This is a genomic window from Paenibacillus kyungheensis (genome assembly GCF_028606985.1).
In the GTDB taxonomy this organism is placed as follows: Bacteria; Bacillota; Bacilli; order Paenibacillales; family Paenibacillaceae; genus Saccharibacillus; species Saccharibacillus kyungheensis.
Genome location: NZ_CP117416.1, coordinates 3,730,409 through 3,750,212 on the forward strand (window position 1 = coordinate 3,730,409; position 19,804 = coordinate 3,750,212).

Annotated in this window: 12 protein-coding genes and 1 riboswitch; of the genes, 1 reads left to right on the plus strand and 11 read right to left on the minus strand. The window is 39.2% G+C overall.

The window, feature by feature from the left end:
- Positions 1-66: 66 nt before the first annotated feature.
- From PQ456_RS15930 to PQ456_RS15965, 8 genes are all read right to left on the minus strand, one after another.
- Positions 67-666 carry a nucleotidyltransferase family protein gene (locus tag PQ456_RS15930; protein WP_273613167.1) on the minus strand — a complete coding sequence of 200 codons (600 nt, stop codon included), beginning with the start codon at positions 664-666 and terminating at the stop codon, positions 67-69.
- Between the two features lie 14 nt (positions 667-680).
- On the minus strand, positions 681-1,502 hold the full coding sequence (locus tag PQ456_RS15935; protein WP_273613168.1) for an aminoglycoside adenylyltransferase domain-containing protein: 822 nt from the start codon (positions 1,500-1,502) through the stop codon (positions 681-683).
- Between the two features lie 133 nt (positions 1,503-1,635).
- Complete coding sequence (locus tag PQ456_RS15940; RefSeq protein WP_273613169.1) at positions 1,636-4,461, minus strand: S-layer homology domain-containing protein; 2,826 nt, start codon at positions 4,459-4,461, stop codon at positions 1,636-1,638.
- 326 nt (positions 4,462-4,787) lie between these two features.
- Entirely contained in the window at positions 4,788-5,681 is an 894-nt protein-coding gene (gene sdaAA, locus PQ456_RS15945; RefSeq protein ID WP_273613170.1) for an L-serine ammonia-lyase, iron-sulfur-dependent, subunit alpha, read from the minus strand.
- Between the two features lie 24 nt (positions 5,682-5,705).
- Positions 5,706-6,371, minus strand: a complete 666-nt coding sequence (gene sdaAB / locus PQ456_RS15950) for an L-serine ammonia-lyase, iron-sulfur-dependent subunit beta (protein WP_273616337.1) — start codon at positions 6,369-6,371, stop codon at positions 5,706-5,708.
- Between the two features lie 160 nt (positions 6,372-6,531).
- Positions 6,532-6,642: riboswitch (glycine riboswitch) on the minus strand.
- Between the two features lie 215 nt (positions 6,643-6,857).
- On the minus strand, positions 6,858-7,649 hold the full coding sequence (locus tag PQ456_RS15955) for an SDR family oxidoreductase (RefSeq protein WP_273613171.1): 792 nt from the start codon (positions 7,647-7,649) through the stop codon (positions 6,858-6,860).
- Positions 7,650-7,775: 126 nt separating this feature from the next.
- Entirely contained in the window at positions 7,776-10,571 is a 2,796-nt protein-coding gene (locus PQ456_RS15960) for a PAS domain-containing sensor histidine kinase (protein ID WP_273613172.1), read from the minus strand.
- A gap of 32 nt (positions 10,572-10,603) precedes the next feature.
- Positions 10,604-11,986 (minus strand): sugar phosphate nucleotidyltransferase, encoded by a 1,383-nt coding sequence (locus tag PQ456_RS15965; RefSeq protein ID WP_273613173.1) that lies wholly within the window; start codon positions 11,984-11,986, stop codon positions 10,604-10,606.
- 357 nt (positions 11,987-12,343) lie between these two features.
- Between PQ456_RS15965 and PQ456_RS15970 the strand changes: the two genes are divergently transcribed.
- Complete coding sequence (locus tag PQ456_RS15970; RefSeq protein ID WP_204823172.1) at positions 12,344-13,039, plus strand: response regulator transcription factor; 696 nt, start codon at positions 12,344-12,346, stop codon at positions 13,037-13,039.
- A gap of 23 nt (positions 13,040-13,062) precedes the next feature.
- On the opposite strand, the gene PQ456_RS15975 is transcribed toward PQ456_RS15970, so the two are convergent.
- From PQ456_RS15975 to PQ456_RS15985, 3 genes are all read right to left on the minus strand, one after another.
- Positions 13,063-17,496, minus strand: coding sequence for a UbiA prenyltransferase family protein (locus PQ456_RS15975; protein WP_273613174.1), 4,434 nt, complete (start codon positions 17,494-17,496; stop codon positions 13,063-13,065).
- A gap of 93 nt (positions 17,497-17,589) precedes the next feature.
- Positions 17,590-19,326, minus strand: coding sequence for an ATP-binding protein (locus tag PQ456_RS15980; protein ID WP_273613175.1), 1,737 nt, complete (start codon positions 19,324-19,326; stop codon positions 17,590-17,592).
- Complete coding sequence (locus PQ456_RS15985) at positions 19,323-19,772, minus strand: hypothetical protein (protein ID WP_273613176.1); 450 nt, start codon at positions 19,770-19,772, stop codon at positions 19,323-19,325. The genes PQ456_RS15980 and PQ456_RS15985 overlap by 4 nt, the downstream gene beginning before the upstream one ends.
- Positions 19,773-19,804 lie beyond the last annotated feature (32 nt).

A 19,804-nucleotide genomic window follows, 5' to 3' on the forward strand; every position in this document is an offset into this window, starting at 1 on the left:
ATTGATTATACCACTTTTCTAATTGATTTTTTCTATAGGTACTTATGGAGCCTATCAATTCATAAGCTACAGTGTTGGGGAATCGATAATCGTTAAACGATTCCAGATCTGTTGCCAATTTTTCTGTTGAACACGTTGCTGATAAATATGAATATCTCCTCGACTCTGAAGAAAGCGTGGATTGACACGGATCTTCATTTCAAAAACATCCCTTAGTCCACATGGAGCGACCAGAATCAATTGATCCTGTTCATCTAATCTAATCCCTAATGCTGTAGCAGTTTCTGGAAAACATGATATCGCATCAACGGTAGAATGATAGGGCGCAATCCGATTAGCAATATGCATGCGTGCTTCATTTTTCACTGACCATGGTAATTGTGGTTGTATCCGGGAAAGCTCTTGTTCCCATACTTTTTCTATTTCTTCATCTAGATCACTAGCATCATAATAGACCACATCAATATCTGATAATGGTGTACGAGGTTCTATCTGATGAAGTTGATCCCAGATTTTCGAACGCACAAATCCAGCGCATACCCAACTATCTGGCAATCCTAGATCCCGTACATTTCGCAAAATCTCCATCATCCAGCAATCAGCAGTGATCCATTCTATAATAATTTGGTGTATCATCTGTTCGTGATCGCTATGAGGTACAGGCATATCTATTATCTCCTTTATAAAAAAGATTTAAGATCGTCTATCTTTTCGTTTGAACTATTTACTTGCTTTTGAATTGCATCTTTCATATAGCGGGCAAATTCTTGTAATTGTATAGTCTCTAACGCAGTAGAATCACTAACTCCTTGATATTGATCAAGGCAAGTCTGGATAAGCTTGGAATATGTAGCAGGAACATGTGTTAATCCCCACTCTCCGCCTTCTTGTTTGGAAGAAATTACATTTTCTCTGAGGAAAAATAAGATCCGACACAGATTGAGTGTGAAATATACAGGTGATGCAACAATATCGTCTTCTACATGTTCAATATCTGCCAAAATCGAGCGAATATACCACTGTGGATCAATAGGTACAAATACTTCTTTGATCTCTTTGCCATATAGGGTTACACCTCGATCATACGTTACAAATATATGAGCTGCTAGATCAGGATCTTCTGCTCCTTCACAGACATATTGCTTATCTGTTCGATACTTTTCCCGGTGATATGCAGAATAATGGAATTCAAATGGAGTAGGATATACAAACTGCTTCACATCGTTTTCCAATAATATACTTATCTCAAATCCACTACTAGACATCAGATGTTCTTCTAATTTCAAAAGTCTGTTAGCGATATGGAGCTTTGACGAACGATTGACTTTCTGTTGCACAATAACCAGCAAATCGATATCACTGTGATGCGGATGAAAACCACCCATCGCTAAAGAACCATGAATATAAATGCCTACCAAATTATGCGCCAATTCTTCTTGAAATAAATGAATAATGTCTGCTACACCATAACAATTATTTGATATCATCGCTTGAATGTCCACTATTCTCTACTCCTTTATTCGATATCTGATGCAATATCTTCTATTTTGTACTGTCTCTGTTATGTACTCCTTCTACTAATAATATACCAAAAAGGCATCCCTAACTTTCCAGGAATGCCTTGGGTATGATGTTCTACTGATAATCCACTTCTTCGGTAAAATGAATCTGTTGCAATCGCTCTTGAATCCGTTGAATTTCAGCCGACGTTAGCGGTGCGTTGGGCGCAATTTTGTAATTACGTCCGGTCACATAGCTCACTTCTGTATGACTATCAAAAGCATACGGTGTCTGCGGAACAGGTGTTTTCGTATAATCGGTAAAATCGATCACCGACCATGCTTGATCTCCATCTTGTTTACGCAAAATAAGACGTTGGTACGCATTTTCAGTCCATAAATAACGAGTATCGGCTGGTGAATTATTGCCATCTAAAGCTGTTGTATATCCGGAGCCTCTGAACATTAATGTAAATTGGGATTGATGATTGGTCGCTCCTGATTGGGTGCGATACGTTTGACCAAGCTCATTAATCCCTACAATACTCACATCACGTCCTGCTGGAAAATGATCGACAAAGTCTTTCCATCCATTGAACAAGTTATCATGACGTAACACCCAGTTTGTATCAATCACTATAGATAAATAATTAACTGTATTCATCATTTGATACGGATTATCGACATATTGCTGTGCTGTATATAGTTGAGGCTCAGCATTCGAATCTTTCACATACGGATCACCCGGATGAATCGTCCAACGGGAGGACTTTTCCACATACCTTGAACCAATCGGGTCGATCGTGACAGGATTCATAAATACAGCTCCGCTATTGTCTACATCTCCTTGCGCTGGCACTAATGGATTATATTGATTCGACCAGTAAGGCATTAATGGCGAACCTTCTCCAAATAATTGATTCACATTATACTGTGTCGCTGCCCAGCCCATATACGAAGTGATCTCAAAATGATCTTTGAGCCATGTCACCTGCTCTGGATTGACGGCAAAGCTAGACAATGAAGTAGGACGATATGCTACCGGAATACTGGTAAATACTGAAGGTTGCCCTACTGTACCTGATTCATGCAACGCATTCATAGCATTATAGCGATACATATACAACCACTCATTCATTTCATTGCCCCATTGTGCTAATGTATAGTGATTGTTCGGATAACCTGACAAAATACCTACTTCATCTCCATACAGATCCACATACTGTAATACTTGTTGTAATTGTGGACGATTGCTTTCTTGGAAAACAAAATTGTTATCGATTGCCCATGTAATGTGTAAATGCGGATCAATCTGTGCCAGCATACTACGCATCTGTTGCATTTCAGCTAGTGTCGTCGAAGAACCTGATCCTCCTTCTAACATCACAGATACAGCAAAATATTGCTTTCTACGTTCACCTGCTACGACTTTCAGCTCAAATTCTTTATTTAGATATACGCTGGTCGAAGGTGAGGTTACACTGATTTGAAACGGAATTGTACTGCCTACAGGCGGAATATTATGCACATTGATAATACGTCCCTGTTCATCAATAATTCCTGTATCATTTTCAAATCGAATATGCAGGTCGGCTGGTAAATACTCAGGTGCAATCGGCTGACCGTACACATCTTGAAGCACATAACGAATACGCCATGAATCCAACTTGAGCGATACCGATTGATCTAACGTATACGTATCCATATAAACAGAGCGAATGACACGATCTGGCTCCGCTTCCGGCTGTTCTACAGGTGGAGTTACTGGTGGTGGTGATTTGATAGTGACCATCACCATCGTCGTGACATGAAGATCAAGCTTCGCTTGTGGTGATACAAGATGAAGTGTGACCGGAATCAATCCACCTGTTGCGGGAATATGTTCAGGATGAATAATTTTGCCACGGGTATCAAATATATTTAATTTATCTTCAAATTGATACGTAAGATCGGATAATATTTTCTCAGGCCAAGCAATCTTCTGACCTTGATACCAGAAATAAAATGATAGTTGATAATTATTATATGTTGCTGGATCATTCCACAATACAGGAGCGTCTATACTCACACGATCAAATACAAATATAGGCTCAACTGGAGGTGAAGTTACTGGTGGAACAACAGGTACTTCAGGATCGGGTCTAGGATTATTTTGATTACGGTCTTTGTCTTTGGCATTTGCTCGTTTTCCTGTGATCTCAGGTGTTGTTTCTACTTTATCTATGGTTGTAGCAGGTGATTTACCGCCTATCGTCAGTACAGGTTGAAGGTCTGGCTCTGCCTCACTCGCTGGCTTAGATACAGGCTTATTCCCTTGCGCTAACAATTGCTTTGCACGCTGATGTAACTCATCTCCAGATTGTAGTACCCGATAAGCGACCAGTATAGCCGCCTGACGTTGAACAGGCTGTTTTGGTGCAAACAGATGTTGCTCATTTCCTTGCATCAAGCCTAACTGCTCCATCAGCCATACGCTGGACTTGGCATAATCTGAAATATCTGCTTGATCGGCAAATGTAGCTATGCCTTCTTTTTGCAAGGTATCGGTTAATCCTAGATAACGAGCATACCAGACCGCTATGTCTTGACGGGTAATCGATTGCTTTACACCAAATGTGGTTGCATTGATCCCATTGGTAATCTGATGTTGATACAATGCACTGACATAAGGAGCAGCCCAAGGAGAGACATCTGTAAAAGGTAGTACTGTTCCTGGTTCGGATGTCCAATTCAAGCTTTTAACAAAAACGCTCGCCCATTCCTGTCTGGAAATCGAGCGTTGCGGTTGAAAGCTTCCATCTTCATAACCTGTAATGACTCCTTGCGCGGATAATGACGTAATTGCATCAAAAGCATACGATTGTTTGATATCGGTAAATGCTTCTGTGCTAGTGGCTGAAACGCTTGTCGCATTCGTACATAATAGTAATATCATCAGCAAGCAAGCTACATACTGCCTCATGTGTGTTGACCCCACTTTGAATATCATAAGATTATTTAAAGCTTGTTGATATAACGAACAAGCTATAACGTTGTATTCACCTCCAAACACATCGTATGAACCTTTATTTCAAAATTAATACAATACTTTAGACCCATACATACTGGTATGTACTCTTCGAAGTAGGGTAAAAGTTGAACAACTATACTACTAATTTATTTACGTATATATCGAATTATACAACAATTTATCGGAATATTAAGGAAAGGTTTGAAGAAAAATCGAAAAAAGCCGCTTTATTATAAACGGCTTTTCGGTATTATGCATATAAATGGATATTTTGTTAGTTAATTCTTATTCTCTTGTCTACGGCGTCTTAATTCTTCCGTAATTTTACGTCCTGTTGGCGTTTGAGCGAGTCCGCCCCGAGCTGTTTCACGATGTTCACTTGGCATCGAACGTCCGACTTGTAACATGACATCGACCACTTCATCTGATGGAATAGCGCTACGTACTCCAGCTAGTCCCATATCTGCCGCTGCTAACGCATTTACTGCACCTAATCCATTACGAACAATACAAGGAATCTCGACTAACCCTGCTACTGGATCACAGATTAATCCAAGTGTATTTTTTAGAGCCAGCCCTACAGCATGCATCGCTTGTTCCGGTGTACCACCACGCATCTCAACCACTGCTCCAGCGGCCATACCTATTGCTGAACCGACTTCTGCCTGACATCCACCTTCTGCGCCTGAAATCGAAGAGTTGTTAGCAATCACATAACCGATAGCACCGGCTGCGAACAATCCTTGTACCATCTGTGTATCATCCCAACCAAAACGCTCTTGCGAACTGACAAATACTCCCGGAATAATACCACATGAGCCTGCGGTAGGCGTAGCGATAATCCGTCCCATTGAAGCATTCACTTCTGATACGGCTAATGCATAAGCCATCGCACGCGTCGCATCACTGCCTGACGATGTATCTCCGCTTAACATATAGTCATGCACACGACGTGCATCTCCACCAGTCAGTCCACTTCGTGAAACGGTATCTTCTGTGATTCCGCGCTCGACTGCTTCTTTCATCACCTGATAATAATCAGTCATTTGTTGAATAACGTCTTGCTCGCTTACTCCTGTTTCTTTCACTTGCTCTTCAATCATCAGTTCCGCTATCGTTAGTGAACGTTCTTCACATAACCGAACAATATCTTTTAATGTGCGAAATTGCATATCACACTCTCCTTTAAACTTCGTTTACTTCAAATCAATAACAGCTGCCCGGGTAACATAAGGCAATTGCAAAATCTGGTTAAGCACAGACTGGTCAGGTACAGTATCAAGTTCTATCACAGTCATCGCTTCTCCGCTACGTGCTTTGCGATCAACATCCATAAATCCGATATTCAGTTCAGCATCGCTCAGTGTACGTGTAATATCAGCAAGTACTCCTTTACTATCCATATGCTCAACTGCTAACATCGGATATTGGCCCGACCCGCGCACATCGAATCCATTTAACTCATGAATCTCAATATTGCCTCCACCAATCGAAGCACCTGCGACTTCGGCACGTTCTTCTCCATGCTGTACAATAATACGCACAAAGTTAGGATGAGGATAATTGCCTGTTCCTTTATCAAAAGAAATCGTAATGCCTTGACGATCCGCTTCTTCAGCTGCATCCGGTAAGCGATCATCATCGGTATCATAATCAAGCAAACCGCCTACTAGAGCAAGATCTGTTCCATGCCCCCAATACGTCTCTGCAAAAGAACCATACAAAATAATCTGTACATGCTCAGGACATTTGCCCAAAAAGTGTCGCGCTGCTCTACCCAAACGTGCTGCTCCTGCTGTATGTGAACTAGACGGTCCTACCATTGCAGGTCCAATAATATTAAATACATTTTTAAATCGCATCATTTTTCTTCTCCCTTATCACCAAAATATGCGCGCACAAAAAAAGACAGTGAATAGCCTGCGCGTGGCCTATTCCTCTGTCCTCGTTACCTGAGAGTTTAGACCGAACACAACTGTCGGTGGTACTCCTTGGGTGGCTCATATGCTCTCTCCAGAGTTGCATCCAATAGCGGTTCGGGTACCTGAGAGATTAATTAACCATCGCCAAATAGTTAGCTTGCTCCTTCGGTGGTGGATCACATACATCCACAGACTCTCCCTCTATCTTCATGTGCAGTTATTTATTTACGTGATTGACCTGATCTTATTAACGTGAATACGTTCAATATCTTTAGCTTAATTCAGCACACCTGACACTGTCAATTGATTGATTTGAAAAACAACTAATAAGTGGTAGACATAACAAAATCCTTTCCCGATATGCTCGAAAAAGGATTTTGCTAGTGAATCTATAGAACATTTTATCTTATATACTTGTAGATACAACTATCCTCTTAATAACGATTCAGCGCCATCTACAAATATCTCTGTACCTGTTACATGAGAAGCTTCACTAGATGCTAAAAACAGCACAAGGTTAGCTACTTCTTCGATTTTGCCAGGTTCACCTTTAAGCGGATGATCACCTTCAGGGAATTCCATAGGAATCTCTACTTCTTTTAGATCATCACTTGGATACGTATTATCATCGATTTCAGTATCGATCGCTCCCGGACAGATAGCATTGACTCGAATTTTGTAACGAGCCAGTTCCAATGCCGCCATTTTCATAAAAGCAACTTGCGCTGCTTTGGTAGAGGCATATGCAGAGAATCCTACATTAGAGAATACACGATTACCATTGATAGAACTTGTAATAATAATACTACCACCATTTTCTTTCAAATGAGGGATAGCATATTTTACAGTTGCAAATGTACCGCGCAAATTGATCTCTACCGTTTGATTCCAATCATCTATTTCCAAAGTTTCAATAGGAGCTTTGCTACCGTTGATTCCTGCATTAGCAAATACAATATCCAATTGACCTGCTTCAGACGCTACTTGTTTCATTGCACTTTCAATCATTTCTGGCTTGGAAATATCGCATTCGATTACATATGCTTTACCGCCAGCTTGTTCAATTTCAGCTTTGGTTTTTTCTGCATTTTCAGGCGTACGATCTAACATATATACAACAGCACCTTCTGCTGCAAATCGTATCGCTGATGCTTTACCTATTCCTGATCCGCCACCTGTTACTGCTGCTACTTTACCGGTTAATTTTGTTTCTGCCATGGGGATAAGCCTCCATATTTCAGAATTTGTCTTTTAAAGATAAACGTTGTAGCTCTATGATAACGTTATCTCGTTTCCTATTGTAAGTACCCTAGCAGACAGAGCAGTGAATCAGATGATTGCATATTATTCAGTGTGCTGAATAGAATCGTTCTTTTTCGGTTTGGGTAGAATCACAGAAAAGGTAGAACCTTTATTGGGTCTGGATACAAAATTCAATTCACCCTGATGATCTTTGACGATCCGCTCTGTAATATATAATCCAAGCCCTGTTCCTCGAATATTGTGCTTGGAAGCAGAACTTGCCCGGAAAAATTTTTGGAATATGCGACTATGATCTTCCGGTGGAATCCCGATCCCTGAATCTTTGATCGACACCGAAATATGATCCTGTAATTCGTTGATAACAATATGAACCATCGAATCATCTGAAGAGTATTTAAGAGCATTACTAATCAGATTTCGAAAGACTTGAATTAAGCGTTGCTGATCGCCGTTAATAAATACTTCATGCAATCCTTCATGGTGAAGCATGATACGGTCTCTTGATTCTGGATTCCATTGATCACAAATACCTTGCAACATTTCATATAGCGGAATATAAGTCATATGATACTCGGCATAATCGGCTTCGATCCGCTGAATATCTAGAAAATCATCTATTAAATGAGACAACCGCTGTCCTTCTTGATGAATCGTTTCTATAAAAGCATGCCTTTTTTCAATCGACATATCTTCATAGATCATTAACATTTCGATATAACCCATCATTGCAGATAATGGTGTGCGCAATTCATGAGAGACTACGCTCATCAATTCATTTTGCATCTGCTTCATATGCTCTTCTTCAGTGCGATCTCGAAAAACAAGAATCACACCATGTTCAATCTGTTGCACCGTATCTGTTACTGGAGTGACATAGAGCGATAGAATCTTTTCATTTTGTAACAATACCATCTCGCCTTGATTCCATGTGTGTTCTCCTTGCAAAAATCGCTCTAACTTTTCGATCCATAAAGACGTTTCGGTGACCAGTTGACTTTCTATATCACGTAACAATTGCTGGATAGGATAACCGGTATAATCTTTGATGGAAAATAGCGATAACATCGTCGGATTAATAAATGAAATAATCCCTTGAGAGTCACACATCACAATGCCTTCTTGTACCGATTCCAGTAAATTGCCGGTAATACTTTTTTGCTTTTCTGCTGCACCTTGTTCTTCTCGTAATCGATCGGTCAGCACTTCCAATTGACGTTCATGTTCATAACGCTCAGCTTGCGCTCTTTCTTGTTGCGTCAAGTCATGTACAAAAAATGTCTGAAACGAAGATTCTTCGGCTAGAATCTCACTGCGTGTTAATCCCACTTGAAAAGCTGTACGGTCTGCATGAATAGCTGTGACCGGGCAGTTGTTGTCTCCTGCTGGAATCGTATCTAGTAGTAATAATTCCGATAATGGTCTACCCATCACTTGTTCACGTGTATAGCCAAACATCTTTTCAGCGGCAGGATTAAACTCTGTTATTTTTTTCTGATGATCTGTTGAAATGATGCCATCGATAGCGTATTTGAGAATAGCACTTTTTTGAGCTTCACTTTCCGCCAGATCAAATGTACGTTCAACTACACGAATTTCTAAATTCTCTTTATCATGTTGAATTTGCAAAAACTGCTCTTCTAATACCAGTGATACTAATTTGAAGTTATCAATTAATGCGTGAAATTCAACAATATTACTATCCGGCCAATCTATCGGCTTATTTTTACTCAATTTATCAGGAATATTGTTAGACGCTTTGGCTAACTCCAGTAAAGACTTAGTAATTTTACGGCTAATCGGACCTGCCAACAAAATCGCTATCCCGATAACAATCAAAATCGTTGTAATACTTTGAATATAAAATATATAAATACGTTCTAAATAAAACGCCGCTGTCAATTTTAAAATTAATCGATAATTATGATCTAATGGAATATCCATAACAAAGTACGACTCCTGCCATCGCTCGATCAGGGTTAACCGATTTATAGGGAAATGATGAAAAATAGTAGCTCCATCTTTGGTAGTAGAAATAATCAAAGATTCATCATTTCTAGACTCTACAAGTTGTTGTGTCGTCTCGCTATTGAGCGTGCTATACATAGATGTACCTAACGGGCTTACGACAACTGAATCGATATAAAAGTTCTTTTTATATATGTTCATTAACGGTTTGGTTTTGCGCATATCTGACAAACTAATCTGTATATCTTGCTTATACACTTGTGAAGAACGTTCCATATATGAAGAATACAACCCTTGAATATCATAAAATTGTTGATGACTAATAACCACTAATAATAACAACGCTGTAAAGATAACGAAGGCAATTAAATATTTAAAAATAATACGTCCCAGCGAAATCGAATAGATCGGCTGATTGCCTATCGCTACCCGACTCATAATACTTTCTAACAAAATCGAAGCAATCAATAAATTAATAATGCTATTAAAACTTTGCTCAAGAAGAATCAATGCGATCATTTGAATATCAATAGGATGAAGACGATATTCATACATACCATATATCAGAGGTAGACCTATACATAACCAAAAGATCAGATCTGCTTTGAATAAAACTCCTCTGCTAAATCGCTTGAAGTACAAATGCAAAAATAAAATCTCCAAACCAAACAAGCCGGTCATAAAAAGATAAGACCCGCCAAATCCAAAAGGTATATTTATAGCGAGTAAAGCAGGCACAGCAAATCGTAATCCATATAACCGGAAAATAATCAGAAGTGCTGCGCTGCCCAGTGCAAACCGTAAATTTAAAGATAAGTCCAATTTAAAATAATTGCCTGCTATGCCAAAGATCGTTAAGATGATTGTTCCTATCAAAGGAGATCGGAACCAAAGAAGTATTCTGTATTTCATGACTAACGGTCCTTTCTACCACGGACAGCAGGTTAACCCGAAAGACCTTCTGATAACAAACCATCTGGAGTCACTCCAGGATATTCGTATCTTATAATGTCAGTCTCCGATACAGCTTTGCCTATCTGTGACTCAATAAATTCCAGTTCACCTTCAGAAGCACCAATACAATGCTTCATCCCCGGTTCTACAACGATAACATCACCTGGAGAGATCATCGTGATAACTCCATCAAGGCAGATATATCCTATACCTGATATAATCGTCCATACTTCTTTACGTAATTTATGTTCATGATAACTGATAAAGCGACCTGATGTAATCACGACTCGTTTGGTCACTGTCTCTAGCCCGCCTTCATCTTGCCGATGAGAAATAATCGTTTGTTTGCCCCAGAAGCGTTCTTCAAACCGCGGAGCAATTTCTATCTGTCCCACCATCTCTTTAATGCCTGTAGCATCTTCACGATTGGTCACTAAAATACCGTCAGGCCCTGCCACTACGATCACATTAGGAACATTCCATATACTTACCGGTATATCGAGTTCGTTAATAATACGAGTATCTTGAGATAAAGGAGAGATATATCCTGAACCGGTCACATCAAAATCCATTTCACGAATTAATGAATCCCATGTTCCCAAATCTCTCCATTCTCCATGAAACGGTAATACAGATATATGCTTTGTTTTTTCTACAACCGCTAGATCAAAACTTGTTTTGGGTAATGCTAAATAGTGCTTTAACAATTCATTATAGTTAGAGTTCCAACCTTGATTTTCAATATGGTCTAGCAAAAATCCTAAGCGGAATGCAAATACACCGCAATTCCACAATGCCCCTTTATGTATTAACGATTGGGCAGTGATTATATCTGGTTTTTCTAAAAAGGAGCAAACCCCAAAATATTCCTTATCCACCAGTTCAGACATCAATGGTACAATATATCCGTATTTGTCTGAAGGCTCCGTTGGAGAAGCACCCATTAAGACCATCTCATCACCAGACTTCTCCAATATAGATGGAAGCTTACGCAAATGCTCAAAAAACTCGTCACCGGCATAACCGTCTACCGGCATGACTCCTATCATTTCATCACGTGTAGCACCAGCATGATGATATAAATATGAAGCTGCTAAAGCGATTGCCGGAAACGTGTCTCTTTGCGCAGGTTCTTCAATAATCGTAGCATCGATACCAATTTGCCCACGAATCAGATCAGCTTGATACCCGCTAGCTGAAAAATAAGCTTGCTCTGACAAACCTGCATCTTGCAATTGTCTCCAGATTCGCTGTAGCATACTTTCAGGCTGACCTTGATGACGAAGAACAGGAAGAAATTGTTTGGGACGATTAACGTTCGATAAAGGCCATAAACGTTTACCTGACCCACCGGACAACAATATCATGCGCATATATGAAACCCTCTTCCGAAAAATGTAGTAAGAACTTAAAAAAACTGTTCATTTTAGCTGTTTCTGCCGAAAATAAATATAGGGAGTCGAATGATACTATAGTCCTATTCCATTTTCTCATGTATATTTTAAGAAAGTTCTCTTTTCCGTATAAAATTTCATGCTAATTGATTCGCATTTTTTTAACATTTGGATTACTTTCATTGTTTTAAAGCTGAAATTGCTATGTTTACTTGAAATTCTATTCTTGATCTTTCTATATATTTCGCTTAAATATCGTTGTATTAAGCATGTTATAGAATAGTAAAGGGAGATATTCAACAAGCCTATTATTTTTCATACAGGAGAGTGACAGCGATGTCTATCAAAGTTCTTCTTATTGAAGATGAGAAAAGTCTGGCAGATATGATTGCATTTTTTCTTCAAGAAGAAGGTTACCTTACCGAAATGATTCATGATTCCAAAGACGCTATTCAAAAACTGTTTCATTTCAAACCGGATATTATCGTAACCGATCTTATGCTTCCTGATATGGATGGAAGTGAATTAGTCAGTCAGATCCGCAAACAATCTACCGTACCTGTATTGATGATATCTGCCAATACGATGCTGAATGAGCGGATCAAGGCACTGGATAACGGTGCTGATGACTTTTTGTGTAAACCATTTAGTCTCAAAGAATTGGATGCTCGCATCAAAGCATTGCTACGTCGTAGTGGCCCGACTATTATTACCGAGCCCAAAGTCAATGTATCTAAAGACAAAAAAGGACGAATTTCTGTGAATGACTATCGTCATAGTCTGTTTGTCGAAGAACAAGAAGTTGAAGTCACTCATATCGAATTTGCGATTATGAAAGAACTGTATAATTACCCTGGCAAAGTCTTTACCCGCAATGAACTGATGGATCGTATTAAAGGAGGAGATCGCGCTTATCTGGATCGTACCATCGATGTACATATTTCCAGCTTGCGTAAAAAGATAGAGCGCGATCCCAAAAATCCTCAGCATATTCGTACAGTATGGGGTACAGGATATAAATATGTGATGTAATATCAGCTTATCATTGGATTGTTTTACATTCGCCTTCGCTTTTTCCAGCGTTTATAAGGAAGAATACAAGCGATACCAGCTAATATCCCTATACCGAACAGTATCCAGCCTATACGATAAGCAGAAGCTAGAATAATAACAACAGTGCCACTTCCACTGTCTTCGCTCATAAACCCAGTGGTCACGCCATTCACAGCCAATCTTGCTCGCTGAGTCTCTCCATTCAGGCGGAATTCCCAGAGCGGATTCGGCGATTCTGTTTCACGAATCAGCACTTGCTCATGATTCGGATTGCTGAGTATAAAACTTCGTTCCATCGAATTTTCACGATTGGCTTTGATTGTAGCTTTATGTGAAGGAACTGTAAAAAACTGATCGATATCTTGACCTTCAAATAACATGAATTGATCGACCATGATCATCGCTTTATACGGAATAATAGAGTAATTTTTAATTTGAAAAGAACCTTTTACTTTCTGATCTGCATGCGCTAGCATTTGGAACTGCATCATCGCGGTTCCGGCTGGCGCTTTTATAATTTGATCGTAATGGTTCCACTTCGTTTTATCCTCTTCTTCTACTTCATTAATATAAGAAGTCTGCAATATCTGAGAATCAGCATTCAAAAATACTAATTTCATATGACGCTGTTTGACATGTTGTGAGATCGCATCCAGAGTGACTGAATATTCTTCTAATGGACTAGCTTTCATTTTTTGAGAAGCATAGATATTCCAATCACAAGAATAACTAGGTGCATATTCGATCGACATGCCTTGAGCAGATATTACTTTGCGTGTATGACCGGGCTGAATATCTGTCATACATTCGGCTGAACTGTTTTGAAGCAAGCTTTCGCTCGTCTCTTCACTTGGCAGTACATTCACTTCATTCGCTTTCATCAAATGAATATCTTGATCGGTCGTTAGGGAAGGCACCTGACTATCCAACACCAATTTCAATTGATATGTGCCTTTCGTTAGCAACAGATCCTTGAACTCTATCCGCCCGTAATTACGCAGTAATCCTGGAATACTTAATTTTTGCTTGGCGAATCCATCTTGATCAGGCAATGTCTCGATAACTGTATTTTTGGTCGTAGTATTTTCTGTCGATCGGGTATATGCTTGATCACTTGTTATCTGGCGGGAAATGACTTCGCCTGTTTTTTGATTGATCCATTTCATCGTTAAGTTGCCTTGATATCCGGAAGGAATATTTGCCAAAATCGAGGCAGAATAGTTGGCTGTTTTGAGAATATCTACTTTTTTCTGCAATGTTCCTTGTTGATAACTGATTCCTCGTCCCATACTTAACAAAGGAAAAGCACGTTCTGTCTGCGTATTCCCTTGTCCGGAGAAATCATTTTCAGCTTCTAATGTAAAAAATAATTTACCTCGCTTCACTGCTTGCTCTACCGGAAATGATAACTTCTCTGCTTGATCGGTAGGTACAATCGCCAGTAAGTTGATCGCATTAAATCCTTTTACATTATTGACTGTAATCGCTGAATCTCCTGCGGGAAAATGATGTTCTCCCAGATCAATCCATTCAAACTGATTGCTTCCTTCATGTTGAGTAGTAATCTTCACCTGTTTGTCAGGCAATCCAAATACCAGTTCTCCACCTTGCTTGTTCATAAATACTCTCGCATACACATGGGATGTCTGCTCTTGCTCCATTTTTTTATGCATTGTAAATGTATTCGGTTTACGATATTTCCCCAGATCTAACAGCTGAATATCATGAATCCACCAGTAATTTTTTTGTTCAGGACGTTGCTGGGTTAACAGATCAATTCGCATCCATTTACTACCCGGTGGAGATACATATTCCCCGTAGAAATTCACCCCGTTGAAGTTATTTTCTTCCGAAGGAGCCACAACATAACTCACTCCAAGTTCATCCATATGCTCATCATAAAATCTCATTTTGACATGCATTTTATTGGTACCTCTACCTGAAGCAGTAATATTAAATTGATACGGATTATTTTCTTTGGCTTCGATCATGCCTGATTTAGCAACTTGCCAGATATTGTTGGCATCGCCTTTAATAATTTCTCCATGCAACGTAGGAACATCATTCAATCCCTCCAGAGGATTCGCCTGTACACTAAACATTTGCGGATTATCAGGTGTGAAGAACTTTTCAGTTCGTAATAATGAATCAAAATCGACAACAGTTCGTCCTTCAAGCTTGCTCATCTGATAAGGCTGTACGTCTAATTTTTCACTGGCAAAAGTGACTGCAATTCCTGCATCCATCTCCATATCGAATGAAAAATTTTTAATATTTTGTGAAGAAAGATACCAGAGCCAATCGTTGGTAGAAGCAAATGTTTTGGACCATTTTAAAAATGCATTTCCATCTTCAATCGCATCAAATGGACGTAAATAATCTTCTTCTGGCAATTGCGATAAAAATAAATCATTATACGAAGAAGCTTCAACATAATCGCCTTTACGTACGGTCTGAATCGTATTCAGCTTCGGATTCAGCGTAGTGAACAACACACCGAATTGATTGAAATTAAAACCAGGTTGATGGCTATAACTTTCCAAGCGACTATATCCGTATGGTGTAACCACTTTGGCAGGTAAAATATTCATATAATCAGGCGCCTGATCCAATTGAAAGATTGAAAAGATCGAATTTTGATACGTTCGCTTCAATCCCGCCTGATCTTCTAGCATCGATAATTGAAATTGTTGCCGCTTTTCCTGTCCTTCATATTCGTTATGATAGACAAGTTGATTAATGCCAAACGTAGAGAACAATGAACCCATTTTCGAGCTCAACCCATTGTCCAACATATACTCTAGAAAATTTATATAATACGTAATACTTGGATCGTTACCTTCATGATGAAAAATCGTATTTTTGGGCGAAGAATAGACTTGAAAATCACCGGTCGCTTTTTGCATCGATGTCTCGCCTTTATTCCAGTAAGGTGTAGCTACGCCGTTAAAACTCTGAATCATATTATCTGCGATCGGAAAATATAACGCTTTGCTATCATAACGATCAGGATCTGTTAATTTATTTGCCATTTCGGTATATTCTTTAGGCACTGTCACGGGCTTATAGTACCCTGCTACAAATTGCGTACGTAAAGGTGTTACATAAATAATCAGACACGCAATCACCGCTACAAAAGCAGTATGTTTGATTATTCGCTGTATTCTGGAACTTCCAAACCATTCAAGTAACTGTATAATCCCAAACGTCAACAGCACTCCAAAATTCAAAGCTATCAACCCAATAAATTTATTTGGATCACGAAAAACAGAACCGATCACAGGTGTCTTGGTTACCAAAATCACAAAAAATCCAGCAATCGAAGGAAAAGTAGTTCCAGTAGCTGCAATCAAGAAGAATAATGTTAATAAAGTGAAAATCAAAATAATTGGATTTTTGTGTGAACGAGTGACCATCGCATATCCGATAAGCAGTAATAACACCCCACCACCGATATAAAATACGATCGGTAGACTGGATAATGGAAACATAGGCCACCAGTAACTTAGCAAATAAGCAACATTTTTCAGTGTACTGTTACGGCTAAATAACGATAACGTATCGACCACATTGATATTGTGCTGGGATGCCTGTGCATCCATAAGGATACTTCCCATATACAAAGACAACCAGTAAAAACTTAATAAGCCGAAAAAACAGCCGAAAATGAGCCATTTACGAGCAAAATTAATATACAAAGGTTTTAAAAAAGCCCAACCATTTTGTCTATACGTCCATGTTAATTTGATTAATAAAAGAGCTGTAAAAAATGCTAAATAGATCATGCCAAAAAAGAAATAGTGAATCGCGGCTGCGCTAATAGTAAATACCGCTGCCAACATAAAAAGATCGATCCAATTCCGCTGATATAATTTATGTAGATGATAATGATGAATCTGTTGCTTCTGAAACTTCGGATCAAAACTACTAAAGAAAAATCGCAACACTAATGGAAACAGACTGTACCCGCACAATAAATAAATATGCTGAATACGAAAAACAACCCATGGATTCAGCGCATAAAATAAAGCTCCGACCACTATCGCAAAAATACGTGTTTTGGTAAAACTAGGCGAGTAATACACACTAACTAATCGCTTAGCGAAAGCATACATCGAAAAAGCAGAAATAAATAATAAACCTGTAATAAATGATTTGAGCAACACGGGGCCACTTTCCCCGAATGCTAATGATAATAAATAGAAAGGCAGAATATACAAAATACGTGGTGCATTAAATAAAGTAGACGTCGACCAGCGCTCATTCCATACCCCTGCAATTTCTTCTAGATAGCGATGAGAAGTTGCTCCAAAAGCGATATCGCTAAAAACAATTTGTCCGGGGCTATAAATAGGGAGTAAAAACAACAGGATGGCTGCCAGCATAATCATGACAGCTACCAGATCATAGCGATACATTTCGATCCATTTTTTCATACGACAGCCTCCTTTCTACTCTTATGTCTTATCTACTTGTTGAATACTGTAGCTAGAGATCACTTAATATAATCACTTCAGGCTACATCGTAATTAACGTCGTAATTGAATAATCGCTTGTAATCCGCGATCAGTATTACGTAATTTGAGCCGTCCACCAATCGTTTTGAGAAAAGCATCCATATGATACAGACTGATCGTATCTGCATTGTTATTTTGAGAATAATCTGACTGAAAATAATTCCAGCGCATCTTATCATCAATACCTCCACCTGTATCTTCTATCGTAATTACAATCTCTTCTTCTTCCATACATGAACTGATTTTAAGTGTTTTGTTCGCTCGCTTGGATCTGGGTGCAAATGCACCTTGTTCATTCATATCTGCTGGTGCTTCATAATGATGTGCCATCGCTGTTACTGCATTTTCGACCAATCCTTGAATCGTGCGATACAACATAGCAGATTGAGCAGCGATCGGAGATACAGGCTCCTGCTTCACGATCACTTCAATCCCTTTCATATCCAGCGCACGATTCGCCCATTTCAACGACTCTGTAATCACTTCATTCATATCGGCAAAATGAATACCTGCTGCACCATGCATCTTCTGCTCTAATTCTTCACGCAATTCTTGTACAGATAGAGCCAGTTCAGCAATATAAGATTCCTGCTTCAATCGTCCTTGTGTGAAATTCTGGTTCAGCTCGCGGAAAAATTCAAGTTCAGCGCGTGATGCAGAATCTCCTCGACTGGCAGAAGCTTCTAAATTGTCTGCTAAATTATTATAAAAACCAAGCAACTTCAGATCATCTCCACCTGTTAAGCGTGTTGTTCGATTCTGTAGTTGTTGTAACTGTTCTTCCATCGACTGCAACATCGGTAAATAGTACGTATCTTGTTGCTGTTTTAAATCTTCTTCACGACGTTGATCCCGTACTTGAGTATTGATGGTATTGTCTTTGATCACCCGTCTACGATAAAACACCATTACAATAGCCGCTATAAACAAAATCGGTATATAGATTAACAACATCCGATTTCGGAACTGATTCACATTTTTGACAGTATCGTTATCCATTTCATGAACAGCGATATACAGCGCATGATTATCATCAATACGACTGAATCCAATGCCGTATTTCAGATGATTGTCTTCGACTATTCCTGTGTTACCGTCTAGTAATTTCTTAGTAACTGTTGTAATATCGACTCTACCGATATCTGTTGATGTCCGTGATCCTACTACTTTGAATTCTTCATTATAGATTAATGTCTCATAATGGGTAGGATCAGCTATAATGCGTTGGGTTAACATAGCGGTATCAATCGTACGCACTGCAAATCCATTTTGGCTTGTGCCTTTGATCCGACAGATCATATATTGTACAGGTTGATTATTTTCTGTCGTAAATCCTGTAATCCCACAGCCATTTTGCAACGTTTGGATCTGTTTGACAGCGGCTTGCATTACCGGGTTATCATGTCCACCGATCAGTTCATATTGATTGTTCAGCACATAGAATTCACCTGGATTGCGTGTTATTCCATTGGTATAAGATCGTTTGGCATTATCCAATATATTTTTGCCAATCGTCGCTGCCAATTCATTAAGTTCTACTTGCCACGTCTGATACTGGCTATTGATATTGGTAGAAGTAGCTTGCACAATATCTTGCAGACGTGTTTCACTAATCTCGGTAATCTGTGTCTGATATTCACGAACAGCAAACCATTGGATTGCAAATAGCAATACCGCTGAAATGCCCATAACAACTGCATACAAAATCAGCCGTTGCCATATGGGTCTAATAAAAGCCCAACCTTTCATGACGATTTCTCTCCTTTGCGTTGCTCCAAACGATACAGTATCGCTTGCATAAGACATTCCAGTTCAAATGTAACCAATGGCAATCGTGCACACCATAAGTGCGGTGTTCGGCGTTGCAGTGCTGCAAATCGCACAGCATCTTCGGGTTCTCCGTAGCTAAGGAGCAACAGTTCGCAATGCTTCGCGATATACAGAAGGTCTAATTCTTCTTCCGTATACTCGCGAAGATTCACGATATAAATGTCGTAAGTTTCATCCATATGTTTGAGTCCATGAGATACAGTTAATGTCAGATTGGCATGCTGATTTCCTTGATATTGGTGAAATAAACGCATTCCTTTTTCCCATAGTGCATGCTCGGCTGAACTGAATCGTTCGCAAAATAAGCGCAGTTCGCAAGCTACACTCGTATCTTTTAAAAATGCCAAAATATTGATATTATACATGTAGTTCCTCATTTCTGAACCTATGATTGGAG

What these genes read in the sequence shown, in the direction of transcription:
- PQ456_RS15930 (WP_273613167.1), bottom strand. Translation starts at nt 666, where the DNA reads ATGCCTGTACCTCATAGCGATCACGAACAGATGATACACCAAATTATT.
- PQ456_RS15940 (WP_273613169.1), bottom strand. Translation starts at nt 4,461, where the DNA reads ATGAGGCAGTATGTAGCTTGCTTGCTGATGATATTACTATTATGTACG.
- sdaAA (WP_273613170.1), bottom strand. Translation starts at nt 5,681, where the DNA reads ATGCAATTTCGCACATTAAAAGATATTGTTCGGTTATGTGAAGAACGT.
- sdaAB (WP_273616337.1), bottom strand. Translation starts at nt 6,371, where the DNA reads ATGCGATTTAAAAATGTATTTAATATTATTGGACCTGCAATGGTAGGA.
- PQ456_RS15955 (WP_273613171.1), bottom strand. Translation starts at nt 7,649, where the DNA reads ATGGCAGAAACAAAATTAACCGGTAAAGTAGCAGCAGTAACAGGTGGC.
- PQ456_RS15960 (WP_273613172.1), bottom strand. Translation starts at nt 10,571, where the DNA reads ATGAAATACAGAATACTTCTTTGGTTCCGATCTCCTTTGATAGGAACA.
- PQ456_RS15965 (WP_273613173.1), bottom strand. Translation starts at nt 11,986, where the DNA reads ATGCGCATGATATTGTTGTCCGGTGGGTCAGGTAAACGTTTATGGCCT.
- PQ456_RS15970 (WP_204823172.1), top strand. Translation starts at nt 12,344, where the DNA reads ATGTCTATCAAAGTTCTTCTTATTGAAGATGAGAAAAGTCTGGCAGAT.
- PQ456_RS15975 (WP_273613174.1), bottom strand. Translation starts at nt 17,496, where the DNA reads ATGAAAAAATGGATCGAAATGTATCGCTATGATCTGGTAGCTGTCATG.
- PQ456_RS15980 (WP_273613175.1), bottom strand. Translation starts at nt 19,326, where the DNA reads ATGAAAGGTTGGGCTTTTATTAGACCCATATGGCAACGGCTGATTTTG.
- PQ456_RS15985 (WP_273613176.1), bottom strand. Translation starts at nt 19,772, where the DNA reads ATGTATAATATCAATATTTTGGCATTTTTAAAAGATACGAGTGTAGCT.